This window comes from Peribacillus sp. 05N428, assembly GCF_056397085.1.
Genome location: NZ_JBFTMS010000012.1, coordinates 41,010 through 58,974, shown reverse-complemented (window position 1 = coordinate 58,974; position 17,965 = coordinate 41,010). Strand labels below are relative to the sequence as shown.

At 43.2% G+C, this 17,965-nt stretch carries 16 protein-coding genes and 1 riboswitch; of the genes, 6 read left to right on the top strand and 10 right to left on the bottom strand.

The features are described from left to right. Positions 1-28: 28 nt before the first annotated feature. Positions 29-1,210 carry a DUF2515 family protein gene (locus AC1DIV_RS13530; protein ID WP_340875119.1) on the bottom strand — a complete coding sequence of 394 codons (1,182 nt, stop codon included), beginning with the start codon at positions 1,208-1,210 and terminating at the stop codon, positions 29-31. A 22-nt stretch (positions 1,211-1,232) separates the two neighbouring features. After that, positions 1,233-1,400 carry a hypothetical protein gene (locus AC1DIV_RS13525; RefSeq protein ID WP_153246154.1) on the bottom strand — a complete coding sequence of 56 codons (168 nt, stop codon included), beginning with the start codon at positions 1,398-1,400 and terminating at the stop codon, positions 1,233-1,235. A 509-nt stretch (positions 1,401-1,909) separates the two neighbouring features. Here AC1DIV_RS13525 and AC1DIV_RS13520 point away from each other — a divergent pair. The 3 genes from AC1DIV_RS13520 (at position 1,910) to AC1DIV_RS13510 (ending at position 6,061) form a co-directional block, all read left to right on the top strand. Further along, positions 1,910-3,661, top strand: a complete 1,752-nt coding sequence (locus AC1DIV_RS13520; RefSeq protein WP_323597900.1) for an ABC transporter ATP-binding protein — start codon at positions 1,910-1,912, stop codon at positions 3,659-3,661. After that, entirely contained in the window at positions 3,658-5,676 is a 2,019-nt protein-coding gene (locus AC1DIV_RS13515) for an ABC transporter ATP-binding protein (RefSeq protein WP_340875121.1), read from the top strand. Before AC1DIV_RS13520 ends, AC1DIV_RS13515 begins: the two co-directional genes overlap by 4 nt. Before the next feature lie 136 nt (positions 5,677-5,812). After that, positions 5,813-6,061, top strand: a complete 249-nt coding sequence (locus AC1DIV_RS13510) for a type B 50S ribosomal protein L31 (protein WP_034314776.1) — start codon at positions 5,813-5,815, stop codon at positions 6,059-6,061. Positions 6,062-6,148: 87 nt separating this feature from the next. Here the strand turns inward: AC1DIV_RS13510 and metC are convergent, their stop codons facing one another. Together metC and AC1DIV_RS13500 are read right to left on the bottom strand one after the other, a co-directional pair. Beyond that, a complete protein-coding gene (gene metC / locus AC1DIV_RS13505) occupies positions 6,149-7,330 on the bottom strand; it encodes a cystathionine beta-lyase (RefSeq protein ID WP_053534051.1) in 1,182 nt (393 codons plus the stop codon). Next, on the bottom strand, positions 7,327-8,439 hold the full coding sequence (locus AC1DIV_RS13500; protein WP_340875124.1) for a methionine biosynthesis PLP-dependent protein: 1,113 nt from the start codon (positions 8,437-8,439) through the stop codon (positions 7,327-7,329). The genes metC and AC1DIV_RS13500 overlap by 4 nt, the downstream gene beginning before the upstream one ends. A gap of 86 nt (positions 8,440-8,525) precedes the next feature. After that, a riboswitch (SAM riboswitch) is annotated at positions 8,526-8,639 on the bottom strand. Positions 8,640-8,965: 326 nt separating this feature from the next. Between AC1DIV_RS13500 and fumC the strand changes: the two genes are divergently transcribed. Then, the gene (gene fumC / locus AC1DIV_RS13495; RefSeq protein ID WP_340875125.1) at positions 8,966-10,348 is read left to right on the top strand and encodes a class II fumarate hydratase; all 1,383 of its coding nucleotides are present in this window, start codon (positions 8,966-8,968) and stop codon (positions 10,346-10,348) included. A 109-nt stretch (positions 10,349-10,457) separates the two neighbouring features. After that, positions 10,458-10,700 carry a hypothetical protein gene (locus tag AC1DIV_RS13490; protein ID WP_034314767.1) on the top strand — a complete coding sequence of 81 codons (243 nt, stop codon included), beginning with the start codon at positions 10,458-10,460 and terminating at the stop codon, positions 10,698-10,700. A gap of 57 nt (positions 10,701-10,757) precedes the next feature. On the opposite strand, the gene AC1DIV_RS13485 is transcribed toward AC1DIV_RS13490, so the two are convergent. Continuing rightward, the gene (locus tag AC1DIV_RS13485; RefSeq protein ID WP_053534052.1) at positions 10,758-11,903 is read right to left on the bottom strand and encodes an ABC transporter ATP-binding protein; all 1,146 of its coding nucleotides are present in this window, start codon (positions 11,901-11,903) and stop codon (positions 10,758-10,760) included. 113 nt (positions 11,904-12,016) lie between these two features. Continuing rightward, the gene (locus AC1DIV_RS13480; RefSeq protein ID WP_340875127.1) at positions 12,017-12,901 is read right to left on the bottom strand and encodes a PucR family transcriptional regulator; all 885 of its coding nucleotides are present in this window, start codon (positions 12,899-12,901) and stop codon (positions 12,017-12,019) included. A gap of 181 nt (positions 12,902-13,082) precedes the next feature. On the opposite strand from AC1DIV_RS13480, the gene AC1DIV_RS13475 reads away from it, so the two are divergent. Next, positions 13,083-14,120, top strand: a complete 1,038-nt coding sequence (locus AC1DIV_RS13475) for an NAD-dependent epimerase/dehydratase family protein (protein ID WP_340875128.1) — start codon at positions 13,083-13,085, stop codon at positions 14,118-14,120. Positions 14,121-14,241: 121 nt separating this feature from the next. Here AC1DIV_RS13475 and AC1DIV_RS13470 read toward each other — a convergent pair whose 3' ends face one another. The 4 genes from AC1DIV_RS13470 to AC1DIV_RS13455 form a co-directional block, all read right to left on the bottom strand. Then, positions 14,242-15,348: an iron-containing alcohol dehydrogenase family protein gene (locus AC1DIV_RS13470; RefSeq protein WP_340875130.1), complete on the bottom strand. Its 1,107-nt coding sequence runs from the start codon at positions 15,346-15,348 to the stop codon at positions 14,242-14,244. A gap of 62 nt (positions 15,349-15,410) precedes the next feature. Then, positions 15,411-16,232, bottom strand: a complete 822-nt coding sequence (locus AC1DIV_RS13465) for a MetQ/NlpA family ABC transporter substrate-binding protein (protein ID WP_202186550.1) — start codon at positions 16,230-16,232, stop codon at positions 15,411-15,413. A gap of 56 nt (positions 16,233-16,288) precedes the next feature. Beyond that, entirely contained in the window at positions 16,289-16,957 is a 669-nt protein-coding gene (locus tag AC1DIV_RS13460; RefSeq protein WP_048687408.1) for a methionine ABC transporter permease, read from the bottom strand. Beyond that, positions 16,944-17,960 carry a methionine ABC transporter ATP-binding protein gene (locus tag AC1DIV_RS13455; RefSeq protein ID WP_340875133.1) on the bottom strand — a complete coding sequence of 339 codons (1,017 nt, stop codon included), beginning with the start codon at positions 17,958-17,960 and terminating at the stop codon, positions 16,944-16,946. Before AC1DIV_RS13455 ends, AC1DIV_RS13460 begins: the two co-directional genes overlap by 14 nt. Positions 17,961-17,965 lie beyond the last annotated feature (5 nt).

The following is a 17,965-nucleotide window of genomic DNA, read 5'->3' as shown; positions in this document are numbered from 1 at the left end:
TGGGATATTCAAAGTAAGAGGCATCATGCTAGAAAATGGCTTTCATTTCGTTAAGGGTTTTGAGCTGCTTGACATTTTCTAGCACCTCGTTGGTCAGGTCCTCCTTTTTAATGATCGGTAAACTTCGTAAATCTTCCATGAAGCTTTCATTCGTGAACCAATCAAAGGAATGGGGAGGAAAGAATAGTTGATCTTTCCATGCATCATGAAGAGTGGGACTGAAGATTTTATCAGCTTTTGACGTGGATCCATCAGAGGTATATATGCTTGCCCAGTAATCCTCCCTGGAACCCGTGTGGGAAATCTCTTTTGTAAAATGGCGAACACCGCGAAAAACCACCGGATGCTGAAAAAGAAGCCCATATAATAATTTCCCCGTTGCAATACGCTGTTTCGGGTCGGCAAAGCGTTCGACGGTAAGTCCTGTCAAGGAATGAAGTCCTTTTTGCTTGTTTGCATAAGGAAAGATCACTTTCATGAAGCCTAAGTATTCCTGAAGCTGAAAATCAAGCCTTCGGAGGATTTCACCATGACGGGTGCGTTTTAATATCCTTTCCTGAAGCATTCTTTGTTCATTAATGATAAGAGCCGTTGTCAAAAGGGGTGAATGGGGCTCTTCGATGAAGGATTCCCAAATCGGGGTCATGAATCTTGAAATGCGGAATACTGGTAAATACCTTCTTAGCGGTAGTTCTTTTTGTTTAGAATGTTCATATAAAAGAAGCTGGGGGAAGGCATCTGCAAATATGGCTGAATTGGCACGCTCAAGGAAAAGGAAAAATTTCTGCCGTTCCGCTCTGTCAAGTAGATGGGTCATGTTTGAACTTTTCAAGTCAGTCATATGGTATCCTCCATTCCTCGAAACCATATGTGCTAAAAAGGCCCAGTGAACCTCTGGATTGCGATTGTAAAAGGCAAGATAGGCTTGTGTTCTTGTGATATTGTTCCGGTTCAAGGCAGCCGTTTCGGTTCGAATGCTTTTTATCAGAGCGGCTTCCTCGGGGAAAAAAGCTTTTGACTCATCAACAGGCTGAAAGAGCTCTTTTTGTAAACGGGATTTTAGCGTGTCATATCTTTCAGAATCGATGATCGGTTTGGTTTTGGCAGGGTGTTTACCCAACAGCTTTTGCAAATATTGGGAAAGCATACATTTCACCACGAATGTTTTTCGATCATTATATGCAGGGCCATCAAGAAAGGGGCGTTGCATTTACAACGGCCCCAAGGTGATGTCATCTTTTTTTCTTCTTTTCCCGGTACAATAAAATATAATAAACTATCCAGAAAAGAAACACAGGAATGAAGGATAAAAATCTATATTGGACCGGTACGGCAAATAAGATGAAAATGGCTGATAATAAAAAGGGAACCGCCAGGAGTATATATTTTCTCCATTGCATATGCTGAACCTCCTTAGGTTGCGTCATTCTTATTAGAATAAAGGATTATCCATCAATAATCTAGAAAAGTCACAATTGACAAAAATATGCAATCGTAGTAATCTTTAAAAACAAGTTAAAAATTACCATTAATCAATGGAAAAGGAGGCGAACGTCATGACTAAATCAGTTAAGCACAGTGATGTCACAATTGAATATCATACTTCCGCCTGCCCTGAGACCTTGTCTTTCCAGACATAGGATTCCTCGTTTCCATTCATGATTTTAAAGCGCAGGTTGTGGAATTTTCGCGGCCTGCGTTTTTATATGTGTTATTACGCATCTAAAAAAGCTTCCGCTAATTGGCGGGGGCTTTTTGGCATTTTGGATCCAGGTGCATTAGCACCCTTTCCATATAAAGGATAGGAGGAACTATAAATGAGACAAAAAACATTGGAAATCTTATTGCAGCCGGGAGATCCAGAAAGCGGTTAGCGAGTGAAAGGTTTGACCAAAAGGGAGGGGAATTCATGTTTGCGATTTTTAAAAAGCTGTCCTGGTTCTTTAAAGAACAGTGGCAGCGTTACACCTTGGCGATTTTATTTCTATGTCTAGTGAATATCTTGGAGGTTATCCCGCCAAAACTTGTCGGGAATGCCATCGATGATATGAACAATGGCAGCATGACGCAGGAAGGGGTCATGAAATACGTTATTTATTTGCTCATGGTACTGATCGGCAGTTACCTATTTGGTTACTTATGGAGTTATCTGTTATTCGGCGGCGGAAACTTGGTCGAACGGAAACTAAGGTCAGGGTTTATGGGACATTTGCTGAAAATGACGCCGAGTTTTTATGAAAAAAACCGTACAGGAGATTTAATGGCAAGGGCAACCAATGATTTAAAGGCCATATCCCTCACAGCTGGTTTCGGGATATTGACCCTCGTTGACGCGGTGCTGTTCACCATCACGGTAGTGGTCATGATGGGAGCCACGATCAGCTGGCAGTTAACGATTGCGGCGGTGCTGCCGCTTCCGATCATGGCAGTGCTGATGCAAATTTACGTGAAGAAAATTTACAAACGTTTTACGGATGCACAAGCAGCCTTTGGCACTTTAAATGACAAGGTCCTGGAATCCATTTCCGGTGTCCGTGTTATCCGTGCCTATGTCCAGGAACGGGAAGATGAAAAGCGATTTGAGGAAATGACCGAGGATGTATATCGCAAAAACCTAGCCGTGGCAAGGATCGACGCCCTCTTTGATCCGACGATCAGCATTATCATTGGCATCAGTTATTTAATCGGGTTGGGCTATGGGGCTTATCTTGTGTTTCAACAGGCCATAACGCTTGGCGGACTTGTTTCGTTCAATGTGTACCTAGGCATGTTAATCTGGCCGATGATCGCGGTGGGTGAACTGATCAATGTCATGCAAAGGGGAAATGCTTCGCTAGACCGTGTTCAGGATACCCTTTCGTATGAAGCGGATGTGAAGAATTCAATGAGGCTGGAGAGTATTACGAACCCGGGGAATATCCAATTCAATTCAGTGCATTTTACATACCCTTCCTCAACGGTTGTGAATCTATCCGATATTTCCGTTCAGCTTGAGCGCGGTCAAACATTGGGGATAGTGGGGAAAACAGGTAGTGGAAAAACGACATTCGTGAAGCAATTGCTGCGAGAATATCCTTTAGGAACAGGTGAAATCGCTTTTGCAGGCAAGCCGCTGGAGCAACTGAGCCTTGAAGATATCCGTGAATGGATCGGATATGTTCCACAGGACCATTTTTTATTCTCGAAGACTGTTAGGGAAAATATCTTATTCGGTAAAATGGATGCAACGGAAGATGAACTGGCTGAAGCCATCCGGCTTGCGGATTTTGAGAAGGACTTAATGATGCTGCCAAACCGTCTAGAGACACTCGTCGGTGAGAAGGGTGTCGCTCTGTCCGGTGGGCAAAAGCAGAGGATCTCGATTGCCAGGGCATTGATCAAAAATCCGGAAATTCTTATATTGGATGATTCCTTATCCGCTGTCGATGCAAAAACGGAAACGACGATCATCGAAAATATCCAAAATGAACGGGCAGGGAAAACGACCATCATCACAACCCACCGCTTATCAGCCGTTCAGCACGCGGACAGGATTATCGTATTGGACAGCGGAAAGATCATCGAAGAGGGGACTCATGCGGATTTACTGCTGAATGATGGCTGGTATAGGGAGCAATATGAACGACAGCAGGTTGACGAAGGAACGGAGGTGAAGGCATGAAGGTCGTAAAGAAACTTTTTAATTATGCTGCCCTTTATAAAAAATTGATCATTGGCGCCCTGATCATGCTTGCTCTTTCGGTAGCGGCCGATTTAACGGGTCCTTTCGTTGCCAAGAAAATCATCGATTCACATATACTTGGCATCGAATCTTCCTGGCATGAAGCAGGTAAAGGAAAAGATGCAGTTAAGTATGATGGAAATTGGTATAAACGGGCTGATTACTTTTCAAAAGGTGAGAAGAAAGGCAGGGAAGTCCATGTTCTGCAGGTTGGCAATCAATTTGTCTTCGTAGATGAAGCAGTCCCTATCGATGGGCGCAGAACCTTGGAGAACCAATCATTGATCATCAAAAAAGACGGGAAAGAGCAACGTGCGCAAGCAGTGAAATTGACGAGTCAGGAAGTGATGGGATTTTATCAACCGGAAATCCCGCGGATCATTAAGCTTGTGGCTTTTTATTTCAGCCTTGTCATCCTTTCCTCCATTTTTCAATATGGCCAGAGTTTTTATTTACAGAAAGCGGCGAACCGAATCATACAGAAGATGCGAAATGATATATTTAGGCATATTTCCCGTTTGCCGATACGTTATTTCGATAATATGCCAGCGGGTAAAGTTGTAGCCAGGGTCACTAATGATACGGAAGCTATCCGGGAATTATATGTAACCGTGCTCGCCAACTTCTTCTCGAGTACCATTAATATTTTCGGCGTTCTAATTGCTTTGTTTATTCTGGATCCACGAGTCGGTACCATTGGCCTTCTACTTATTCCGATCATCGTTATCTGGACGATGGTATACCGTAAATTCGCCTCGAAATATAATCACATCATTCGGGAACGGGTCAGCGATATTAATGGAATGATCAATGAATCCATTTCTGGTATGAGCATCATTCAGGCATTTGGACGTGAAAAGGAGACGAAGCAATCTTTTGAAAATCTGAACCGGGAGCATTTTTCCTATCAAAATAAAATGCTCCATTTGAACTCGTTGACGGGTGGAAACTTGATTGGCGTCATTAAGGTTTTGGCGCTGATGGCCTTCGTCTGGTATTTTGGCGGTATTTCCCTTACAGCGGGTTCGGCCATTTCCTTAGGGATGATGTATGCAATTGTTGATTTGATCAGCCGCCTGCTACATCCGCTTCACGGAATCGTTAATCAGTTCGCTAATCTTGAACAGGCGCTTGTTGCAGGGGAGAGGACGTTCAGCTTATTGGATGAGAAGGGATTGGCAGTCAGCGATGAAAACATATCCAGATACAAAGGAAACGTACAATTCGAAAATGTTTCTTTTGGTTATAAGGATAAAGAATATGTGTTAAGGGACATTTCCTTCTCCGCTAAACAGGGGGAAACGGTCGCTTTAGTTGGCCACACCGGTTCAGGAAAAAGCTCCATAATGAATTTATTGTTCCGCTTTTATGACAGCAGTGAAGGAAAGATCAAAATCGATGGCAGAAATATATTGGATATCCCCCATCAGACGCTTAGGGAGCATATGGGGATCGTCCTTCAGGACCCCTATTTATTTACTGGCACCATCGCCTCCAATATCAGTCTCAATCATAAAGGCATCACAAGGGAAATGGTTGAAAAAGCATTAAGAGATGTCGGGGGGGACAAAGTGCTGAAGCATCTTCCTTTAGGGCTTGACGAACCCGTGATCGAAAAAGGCGGAACGCTGTCTTCCGGACAGCGTCAGCTAATCTCTTTTGCCCGTGCCCTCGCATTCAATCCGGCCATATTGATCTTGGATGAAGCGACAGCAAGCATCGACACCGAAACCGAGGCAATTATCCAGGAGGGAATGGAAGTGCTGAAAAAAGGGAGAACGACCTTCATCATTGCACATAGGCTTTCCACGATAAAAAATGCCGACCAAATTCTTGTACTGGAAAAAGGGCGGATTGCTGAGCAAGGTACACATGAGGAATTAATGGAACTGAAAGGGAAGTACTATCAAATGTATGAACTGCAGGCAGGTCCGCATAAAGGCATGGCTGGCTGAACACAATTGAATAAGGGTGGATCATCTAGATTAAAATATAATGAAGGTACCGACTTTTGGTACCTTCAAGCATAATGATTGATAATAGTAATCATTACGTTTAAGATATACCTATACTGACGATGAGGTGATAATAGTGAAACAAGAAATTCATCCCGATTATCAACAAGTGGTATTCATGGATACCAACAGTGGGTATAAATTTTTGACAGGCTCCACTAAGACGTCCAATGAAACGATCGTTTGGGAAGACGGCCAAACATATCCCTTATTAAAAGTGGAAATCAGCTCGGATACGCACCCTTATTATACAGGAAAGCAGAAGTTTGCTGAAAAAGGCGGACGGGTGGATCGCTTCCTGGATAAATATAATATGAAGAAATGAGAGTCAGGCCATCGGGAAATCGATGGTCTTCTTTTATTGATGGAATAAAAAAGGTGCCCATAAAATATGAGGCACCCATTACTTTAATCATTTTGCAGCAATTGCTTCCCCTTTGGCAATATTGACGAGGGCAGCTTCGAAGTCCTTGATTAAATCGTCCGGATTTTCCAGTCCGACAGAGAGGCGGAGCAAGCTATTCGTGATGCCTCGCTTTTCCCTTTCATCAGCAGGCATGGCCGCATGGGACATTTTGGCCGGGTAGGATAATATGGATTCTACCGCTCCCAGGCTTACGGCAAAAACAGGGAGCTCGACAGTGTTCACGAAGGAACGGAAGATTTCCTCACTTTCCAATTCAAATGAAAGGACCGCCCCCGCTCCGAGTGACTGGCCTTTCTGGATGGCGTGCTGTGGATGATCGGCTAGGCCGGGATAATACACTTTTTTCACCAAGGGCTGCTCCTTTAAGTAGGCTGCAATCTTTTCTGCCCCTTTTTGTGAATGTTCCATTCTAACTGACAAGGTTTTCAAGCCTCTCATTACGAGCCACGCATCCTGGACACCAAGGACCGCTCCAAAGGAGTTTTGAAGCGAACCGAGTCTTGCCGCCAATTCCGGATCTTTCACGACCGCAAGCCCAGCTACCACATCACTATGGCCGGATAAAAACTTCGTCGCGCTATGAAGGACAACATCAGCGCCCAGATTCAGCGGTTTTTGCAATGCGGGCGTCAAGAATGTATTATCAACAAAACTTAAGGCACCAGCTTTTTTTGCGATATCACATACAGCTTGAATATCGGTCACTTTAAGTAACGGATTTGAAGGCGTTTCAATGTATATGGCCCTGGTATTTGGCTGAACCGCCGCTTTGACACTTTCAAGGTCCGTCATGTCAACGAAGGTATGCTCAATATTGAAACGGTTCAATACGCTTGTGACCATCCTGAACGTTCCGCCATACACATCTTCGGAAATGACGATATGGTCTCCGGCAGACAATAGGAGGAAGGCTGTTGAAATGGCAGCCATACCTGATGAAAAGGCAAAGCCGTGAGTGCCTTCCTCTAGATCGGCAATGATATCTTCAAGTGCCTCGCGAGTTGGGTTCCCGCTTCTGCTGTAGTCATATTTGCCGAATTGATCGATATCGGATTGATGGAAAGTCGATGCATGCTGAATGGGGACGCTCACACCGCCCGTTACCGGATCGAATTTATGTTGATTATGAAGTAATTTCGTTTCAAAGCTAAAATCATGATCTGTCATCGTAGTGCCTCCCTTTTTACATGTGCGAATGCTTGCTGCAAGTCACCAATCAAATCGTCGCTATCTTCGATGCCAACGGAGAAGCGGAGCAATCGATTACAAACCCCGTTTGCCATTCTGACTTCAAGCGGTATATCGGCATGTGTTTGTGTGGCAGGATAGGTGATGAAGCTTTCGACCCCTCCAAGGCTTTCTGCAAAGGAAATTAATGAGAGCGATTGTAAAAATGGGTTGACCGCCGCTTCATCAATGATGCGGAAAGAAATCATGCCGCCTCGGCCTGGATACAATACGTCCGTAACACAATCATGCTCCGATAAGTAATCTACAAGTATCTTGGCATTCTTTTCATGACGCTCCATCCGCAATGCCAGGGTTTTCATTCCGCGCATCAACAGCCAAGAATCAAATGGGCTCAAGACAGCTCCAGTGCCATTATGATGGAAGGCCAGTGCATCACATAACTCAGCGCCGCTAGCAACGATCAGTCCGGCGAGCACATCATTATGACCACCGAGATACTTGGTTGCACTGTGGATCACAATATCCGCTCCAAGCAAGATGGGTTGTTGAATAAGAGGCGTGTAAAAAGTGTTATCAACGATTAGCAATAAATTATATCGTTTAGCCAATGCGGCAACGGCGCTAATATCCGTTTGCTGCATAAGAGGGTTAGTGGGAGTTTCGATGAAGATGGCTTTCGTGTGAGGAGTGATGGCTTTTTCGATATCCTCCAAACAACAAGTGTTTACATAGTCACACTGCAATCCCCATTTTTTAAAACCTTGTTCTAACAGCCGATATGTACCGCCATAAAGATCTTCACTGACAATCCACGCATCACCAGATTTAAAAAGGGCGAGTATAGTGGAGATGGCGGCCATTCCTGAACTGCAGGCATAGCCTTGGTCTCCTTTTTCCAGATCGGCGATGGATCGCTCCAATAGCTGGCGGGTAGGGTTACCTGTCCTTGTGTAGTCGAATCCCGTCGATTGACCGATTCCTTCGTGGCGAAAAGCTGTTGAAAAGTATACCGGCGGATTGACTGTTCCTGTCGCCGTTTCACTGCGATTTCCTAATTGAGCAAGATATGTTTCAGGTTTATACATGGTTTTCACTGCTCCTTTGAGTTAAATAAAATAAAAAAAAGTCTTCTTTAAGAAGAAGACTTTGATTAAGTAGTGACGAGTCATTCTTCTTATCTTCCAAGTTCATAAACTTGTGGAATTAGCACCTTTTCATTGGTTTGAAACAAATGAAGGTTGCTGAGGTGTCATCGGGCCATTCCCTCTACCTCTCTCGATAAGAGTTTAGATTATTCAATTTCTTTTGAATTTACTATATATACAAAATACTGTCAAGGACATTTTGGGAGTGATGATGTGTTGGTGTTCATGGCCAGGTCAATTGAAGCCTAGCGGTGCCTACACTTTATGTGTCAAAAAAGAATATCCAAATTTTCATCTAAATATGAATGGCCTAGGATTTTTCAGAAATATGGAAAGGGTCAGCGGGATATTTTTGCTTTAAAATAATAAAGTTTGTACAATGTATGGAGAGAAAGAATAATCCGACATTATTCATTTCATATGCAAAAATTCTTCAATGAATAGTGCAAACTTAGGAGGAGAACACATGGAATACAGAATCGAACGAGATACGATGGGTGAAGTGAAAGTTCCTGCTGATAAATATTGGGGAGCACAAACTGAGAGAAGCCGTAACAATTTCAAAATCGGTAACGAAAAAATGCCGATTGAATTGGTTCGTGCATTTGCATACGTTAAACAAGCTGCTGCAAAGGTGAACTTTGATCTTGGTGATCTTTCCGAAGTTAAAAAGAACGCCATCGTCAAGATTTGCGGCGAAATCCTTGAAGGTACGCTTGATGAACATTTCCCGCTTGTAGTTTGGCAAACGGGAAGCGGTACGCAAAGTAATATGAATGTGAATGAAGTGGTCGCGAACAAAGGGAATGAATGGTTAAAAGAAAATGGTGAATCGGAAATCCTTCACCCGAATGATGATGTTAACAAGGCACAAAGCTCAAATGATACTTTCCCGACTGCCATGCATATTGCAGCCTTTATGGAAGTCGCTGAAAAATTGGTTCCTGCCATCAAAGCACTTCGTGATACATTCGATACAAAAGAAAAAGAATTTTGGGATGTCGTGAAAATCGGCCGGACACATCTTCAAGATGCTACACCCTTAACATTAGGACAAGAAATTTCCGGTTGGAAAGCGATGCTCGATAAAGATTTGGCGATGATTGAGGAAAGCAGCCAAAAACTATTGAACCTTGCTTTAGGCGGAACGGCTGTAGGAACCGGAATCAATACAAAGAAAGAATTCCCGGGACTTTCTGCCAAACAAATTGCAGCGGATACAGGATATCCTTTTGTCACATCTGATAATAAGTTCCATGCATTGACTAGCCATAACGAAATCGTCTACGCACACGGTGCTTTGAAAGCATTGGCGGCGGATTTAATGAAAATTGCGAACGATGTCAGATGGCTTGCAAGCGGACCGAGAAGCGGAATCGGAGAAATTGCCATTCCGGAAAACGAGCCGGGCAGCTCCATCATGCCAGGTAAAGTCAATCCGACCCAAAGTGAAGCGCTTACCATGATTGCGACACAAATCGTGGGTAACGATGCTACAATTGGCTTTGCAGCAAGCCAAGGTAACTTTGAATTGAATGTGTTCAAACCAGTCATCATCTATAACTTCCTGCAAACGGTCAAATTATTGACGGAAGGCATTCATTCCTTCAACGATAATTGTGCGGTTGGCATCACTGCAAATGAAGATAAGATTAAAGAAAATGTAGAGCGTTCCCTTATGCTGGTAACAGCATTGAACCCGCATATCGGTTATGAAAAAGCAGCCAAGATTGCCAAAACTGCCTTCAAGGACAACTCCACGTTAAAAGAAGCGGCATTGAAACTGGAGTTCCTTACGGAAGATGAATTCAAAGCATGGGTCGATCCTGCTAACATGGTTAATAAATAATTGGATGGAAGTACCCTCCCTCTAGCATTAGGGAGGGTGTTTCCATGTGTTAAAATACTGGAATCGACAAATACTGAAATCATAAGTATCTGGAACAGGAGGAAAAACAATGTCTATATGCCCGCTTTGCAACGGTCTAAGAAAAATTCATGTAGATTGCCCGGAATGCGGCAGTGAACTTGAGGATAAAGGGAAATTCATGGATTATGCTGATGATTACAGTGCTTATATGGATATCGACATACTTAAAGAAAACGACGGATACCCTCAATCCCTTCAAAAAGGGCAATGCCCCCATCTCATGAAATGCCCTGAATGCGGACATGATGAAGTGGTATTGGTCCAGGAATGAATCGCCCTTTATTTTAATAAACGTAAAAAGACCCATAATGAATGGGTCTTTTCATGTTTAATTGGCAGATAACTTCATGCTTTCCTGCATCTGTTCATCTTCTTCAACTAAAATGCGATGTTCTGTCCCTTTATCAAAAAAGTGCGCTTTATTCATGTCGAGCGCAAGTTCGATCTTTTCGCCTGCCTGGATAATGTTATTGGCATCGACCCTTGCAACGAAGTCCTGCCCCTCTAAAGTGGAGTAGAGCATGATCTCCGCGCCCATGAGTTCGGCTACATCAATTTGGGTCGTGAATGTAGTGTTAGGGGACTCCGTGAAATAAGCTCCTTCATTATGGAAATCTTCCGGACGGATGCCAAGGATTACTTCTTTTCCGACATATCCTTGATCACGTAGCATTTTCATCTTAAATTCAGGTATTTCAAGCGTTTGTTCGCCTATTTTGATTGTGCCTTCTTTTAATGTTCCGGTAAAGAAGTTCATGGCAGGCGATCCGATAAAGCCGCCGACAAACACGTTTATTGGTTTCTCATAAACATCCTTTGGAGCACCGACCTGTTGGATGATACCATCTTTCATTACAACAAGACGTGTCGCCATGGTCATTGCCTCTGTTTGGTCATGTGTGACATATATCGTTGTGGTGTCGAGCCGTTTATGCAGTTTAGCTATTTCCGCGCGCATTTGAACCCGCAGTTTTGCGTCGAGATTGGATAATGGCTCATCCATCAAGAAAACTTTTGCGTCCCTTACAATTGCACGGCCAAGTGCAACACGCTGGCGCTGACCACCTGAAAGCGCTTTAGGTTTCCTGTTTAGCAGCTCTTCAAGTCCGAGAATCCTTGCCGCTTCATTTACTCTTTGCTTGATTTCAGCTTTTGGCGTTTTCCTGAGCTTTAATCCGAATGCCATATTGTCAAATACAGACATATGAGGATATAAGGCATAGTTCTGGAAAACCATCGCAATATCGCGATCTTTAGGGGGGACATCATTGACTCGCTTGCCGTCTATGTATAAATCCCCTTGGGAAATGTCTTCCAGTCCGGCAATCATCCTTAATGTCGTTGATTTACCGCAACCTGAAGGTCCCACAAAAACGATGAATTCCTTATCGGCAACACGAAGGTTGAAGTCTTTAACAGCCGTCACCTTTTTATCATAAATCTTGAATATATGATCTAACACTAACTCTGCCATGAAAAATCCCCCTTTTAAACTCTTAGATTACTTGTACCAATTAGCTATAGTCTAAGCTATAGGTTTTGAAAAAAGTATGGGCATATTGCACAAAAAAGTGCTTACATTGGAAATTAATCATTCAGTAAAAGTATCAAGTATGCAGTAAGGGCATGACGGAAGTTTCTAATATCGAGACCAGTTTTTTCAGAGAATTTATCGATTCGGTATTGTAAGCTGTTCCGATGTATATAAAGCTGTTTGGCGGCAAATGTGGCATTGGAGTTACATTCGATATACGTTTTAACCGTTTTGATAAGCTCAGTATCCTGCTTGGTCTTGCCAAGAATTTCATTGATAAACCAATTTGCATTCTTAAAGGATGGATCATTTATTAATGAGTATGGGATGATGTCTGCCAAATCAGTCACTTTTATATCCGGCAGATGCACCTGTGCCACTTCAAAACACTTTTTCTCCTGAGTCCAGTGATGGCGAAGGTCTTGATCTACAGGGTGAAAGCGCCCGGTGAACATACGGGTCTTTACATAAAAGTCACTTTCAAGTGTGGAAGTAATGGCGATCAGTTCTTTATTTGATAATGGTTCATCCTTGTCCGGTTCAATTAAGACGCCTGACGTTTCATTTTCCCAAATAATAGCTGCGTCAGATGGAACGAAAGCGAGGAAGGCCCCTTCAAAATCGGAGTTGGAAAAATCAGCATGAGTCAACTTGAAATGAAGGAATCGAACATTCTCCCAGCTCGTTAAAGGCAATGGTGCATTCGGTTCGGATAAAAAAATTTTCCATGATGAGCCTGGATGTGCATTGAGGTCATTTGGGTTTATGGAAGGAACAAAAAGCAGTTCCAATAAACGGATTTCTTCTGCTGTGATTTCTGAACGGGGAATGCCAAGTATACTTCTGAAGTCTTCGAACCAAACATAATTAGAAATATCATCAGTATCCTTTCTATTGGTAAGAGCGTTCGGGAATTTTTGTTTAAGATTTTCAAGCATCGGTTCCACCTTCTTTCTCCCTTTCCCTATCATTATAGCGAAAAAGAATAAAGTTCAAAAGATTAGGATATCTTTAGTTTTTCCGAGAAGGGAAAACCAAAGAAAAGTTGCAAGTATTATTAATTTCAGGAAAGGGTATTGCGTATGCTTTATGGAATATCGTTAAAGAGGAGGAGATCTTATGAACATTTTAATATTGGGTGGTACACGGTTTTTAGGCCGATATTTAGCAAAAGCTGCAATAGAGAAGGGGCATGATGTCACACTTTTTAATCGTGGAAATGACCCTTATGTTTTCCCCGAAATAGAACAGTTAAAAGGGGACCGCGACGGGGATCTTGAAATGCTTAAAGGAAGACAGTGGGATGCAGTAATTGATACATCAGGCTTTATCCCTCGAACTGTATCGAAATCTTGCAGGTTGCTTAATCAAGTTAAACATTATACATATATTTCAAGCATCTCGGTTTATAGTGATCCAACCGAACCAGGTATTGATGAAAATGGAGAGGTTCATGCACTAAATGAAGATAAAGCAGAAGAAATAACCCGCGGAACGGCTGGGCCGATATACGGTGAATATTATGGACCGTTAAAATCATTAAGCGAAAAAGCAGCTGAAAAAGAACTGCCGGGGAAAGTCTTGTCAATTCGTGCCGGGCAAATAGTAGGTCCATATGATTACACTGACCGATTGCCGTACTGGCTTAAAAGAATAGCGGAAGGGGGAGAAGTTTTAGCGCCTGGACGCCCTGGACGTCCAATCCAAATTATCGATGCAAGGGACTTGGCTCATTGGATCATCCAAATGATGGAAAAGGGCATGACAGGTACGTATAATGCCGTTGGACCAGACTACACACTGACTATGGGGCAAATACTTGAAGGCTGCAAAAAGGTAACAAGAAGTGATGCTGCCTTTACATGGGTATCTGAAAAATTTTTAAAAGACAATAAAGTAGAGCCGTGGGGAGAAATGCCTTTATGGATACCGGAAGAATTCCCTTTACCAGGAGGTAAGGAACCTTTGAATGGGTTTTTGGCTGTCGACAACGATCAAGCCATCAATAATGGACTAACATTCCGTCCCCTATCAGAAACTCTCGAAGATATATGGAATTGGGAAAAGGGCCGTCCGGAATCTGCCGATAGAAAAGCAGGCATGCACAGACAACATGAAAGTGATCTTCTTGGATTATGGAAACAGACAGTAAGGTAATACCTTCTTTTATTATACTGAAGTATTATCGGCACATTATGTATGCTTGGTGAAAAGGATGATTTTAAACAAACAATGAGGAATCAAAAAAAAGCGATGGGGTAAAAACCCCATTGCTTTTTTAGTCCGTGGATGGGTTTGCATGGTTTGTAAGGATTTCAAGGTTTTCCATGGCGGCTGCCACTTTTTCCTTGTTGATATCAGGGAAGAGAAGATGGATGTCTTCACCTTCTTTGACAGAGTGGGCTGCAATCTGTTGAAGTTCGGCCTTATGTTCAACAGTCAGGCCAATATCAAGCAATGTCATCGGCAATTTAAGCACCTGGTAGATGGGCAGCAATTGTTTGATTTCCGAGAATTTCCCTTCTAGCACAAGCTGGACTAAAATGCCATATGCAACTTTTTCCCCGTGAAGTAAATGATGCGCTTGCGTGATGGAAGTCATGCCATTATGAATGGAGTGGGCACCGGCAACGCGCAAGTACTGGCCGCCAAACCCGCCAACAAGACCACTGGTGATGATGTTCGTTTCAATTACACGCTGCAGCGCATCTGTCCATTTCCCTTTTTCCAAATCAGCTAAGGCTTCCTCGCCATATGTCAATAAAACTTCCTGGCATTGCCTTGCGGCCAGATGGGCCAATTCAATACAAACGGACTTGGTGGCAAGCTTTTCGGCCAGTGCATTGCCCTCGTACCATTTCGCCAATGTATCGCCGATTCCAGCACGTAAATAGTTAATCGGCGAATTAAGAAGAATTCCTGGTTCGATCAATAACATCCAAGTGCTTTTTTCATGAATATCATAACGGACATATGAACCATTATCATCATAAATAACACTCAACGGTGTCCAGGCAGCGCAGGTGGAAGCCAAGGTTGGAATGAGGATGATTTCCTTTTGAAGCGAGTTTCCGGCCGATTTGGCGAGGTCGAGCAACTTACCGCCGCCAATGCCAATTAATGCATCTGCACCATGTTCAAGAGCAGCCTTCTTGACGCGTTCAATTTCCGGGTCACTGCATTCCCCGCCGTATGTGAAAAAGATCGTCTCAATATGTTCTAAGGAAGGAAAAAAGGGTTCAGTAACTTCCCAAGATTTTCGTCCATGAATAACGAGCACTTTACGAATGTTCCCTTTACTCAGTTTCACTTCCAGGTTTTCAAGGACATTTGCTTTACAGGCGTAATAAGCGGGGCCGCTGCGGACCTCCAGTAAGGTATTCATATTTGCTCTCCTTAATGAAAGGCCTGTTCCCGGTAAAGGGGAAGCAGGCCTTGATTATTTGATCAATCCATCCAGTCTGGTTTTCCGAATCCGGCAAATTTGTCATCGATCACTTTTTCAAACTGGTCGGATTCCACTACTGATTTAATATCCTTGGCAAATTGAGCGTCTACATCTTTTGTATTCACTGCAACAACGTTTCGATACATATCCGGCATTTTTTCTAAAACTAGGGCATCCTTGAGGTCCATTTTCGCTGCAAGAGCAAAGTTGCCAGGGACCGCCGATAGGTCAACGCTGTCTGTTGCGCGGGGTAACTGAGCGGATTCCAATGGTTTTAGCTGGATGTTTTTTGGATTTTTCGTTACATCCTTTTCAGATACTTTTAAAGGGTCGACATTTGGATCGACTTCAATCAACCCTTCATCCACCAGCACTTTTAGTGCACGTGCCAGGTTAACCGGATCATTGGGCACTGCAAGGGATGTACCGTCTTTCACTTCTTTCAATGAATTATACTTATTAGAATATATGCCCATTGGCGCTGTTGGAACTATGATAAGGTCGGAAAGCTTTAAATCATTTTCTTTAGCGAAGTTATCCATGTACACTTTATGCTGGAAAAGGTTGGCGTCGATCGAGTTGTTGCCAAGCGACTTATTCGGCTGGATATAGTCGGTGAATTCGACGATTTCTATTTTGTATCCGAGATCTTCCAGACCTGGTTTGATGGCCTCCTTAACCATATCGGCGTACGGCCCGGTAGTCGCCCCGATCTTCAATTCTTTTTTGTCTTCAGTATTTGGGGATGCATCATCGCTCCCGCATGCTGCCAAGCCGAGTGCAAGTGCACAGACTGATAATAACGAAGCTATTTTCTTCATTTGAAATTCCTCCTGAGTAATGAAATGTATTGAGTCATTTAAAAAAATGATTGATCCTATCGCTTGTTAACTATGTATGAAACTTTGTCACCAACCATTTGAATGAGTTGCACAAGGCAGATCAGCACGACGATCGTCGTGATCATGACTGTGTTGTCATATCGGTAATATCCGTACCGGATTGCCAGGTCGCCAATTCCGCCACCGCCGATTGTCCCTGCCATTGCTGAGTAACCGATTAGCGAAATGGTCGTTAATGTCAGTCCTTGAATGATTCCCGGTTTTGCCTCTGGAAGAAGTACATCCTTAATGATCATCCATGGAGTGGCACCTACGGCAATTGCAGCTTCAATCACTCCTCTGTCTATTTCACGTAATGCCGTTTCAACAATCCTTGCAAAAAAAGGGATTGCGGATACGGACAGGGAAACAGAAGCTGCTCTTGGCCCTATCGTCGATCCCGTAAGTAGGTCCGTTAAAGGAAGGAGGGCGACCAAGAGAATGATGAACGGGATTGAACGGACAATATTGACTGCGAAACCGAGAGATCGATTCACGATGCCATTTTCAAAAAATAAATTCCTGGTTGTTGTAAATAGCAATACTCCTAGCGGTAAACCGATCAGCAGGGCTACTGCAAGAGAAACGCCGACCATATAAATCGTTTCAAGAAAGGCTTTATTAAGATCAGGTAAAATATTGACGATGGGATTAAGCAGTGACATGTTTTAACACCTCCACAGAACTGGAACGATTTTTTATATATTCCAATGCCTCATGAATTTGGACGGCATCGCCAATTAACTCGATGATTAAAATGCCTAAAGGAACATCCTGGATATACTCAATTTTACCGTGTAAAATATTCCCCTTTACTGCATGGGATTGGAGAGTATCCGAAAGAATCGACTCACCGGCGGTTTGCCCTTCGAATTGGATCTTAATAATCGTCCCTTCACTTTCATCAATCAAGTGCGAAGGGAGTTCGAAATCCAGTACACTGCTAATGAATTGCTTCGTTAATTCCTGTTTGGGCTGTGAAAATATTTCATAAACGGGTCCTTCTTCAATTACCCGGCCATCCTGCATCACGGCGACTCGGTGGCATAGTTCTTTGACCACTTCCATTTCATGTGTAATCAACACGATGGTGATACCAAGCTCACTGCTTATCTTTTTCAATAACTGTAAAATCGCTTTTGTAGTTGTTGGATCAAGGGCTGAAGTCGCTTCATCACATAATAGTACAGTGGGTTCATTTGCTAACGCGCGAGCTATGCCGACCCGTTGCTTCTGTCCACCGCTAAGCTGTGCAGGATAGACATCTTTCTTATCGCTGAGCCCTACGATTTCCAACAATTCCAATACACGTAACTTAGTCGCGTCCTTGGATCGATGCGCGGCCCTTAAGGCGAAAGCGACATTTTCATAAACGGTTTTTGAACTGACCAGGGAAAAGTGCTGGAATATCATTCCGATTTTTTGGCGTTGTTTACGAAGCTCTTTGCTAGATAAAGAGGTTAAATCAATGCCGTCGATAATGATATTTCCACCTGTCGGACGTTCAAGCAAATTCAAGCAGCGGAGTAATGAGCTTTTTCCAGCTCCGCTGTAGCCGACAATGCCATATATTTCACCAGTTTGAATGGTCAAAGATACGTTATCCACTCCGATAACTCGGTTTTTCTTCGAGACGTATTCCTTTCGGATTGAACGGATTTCAATCATGAGCT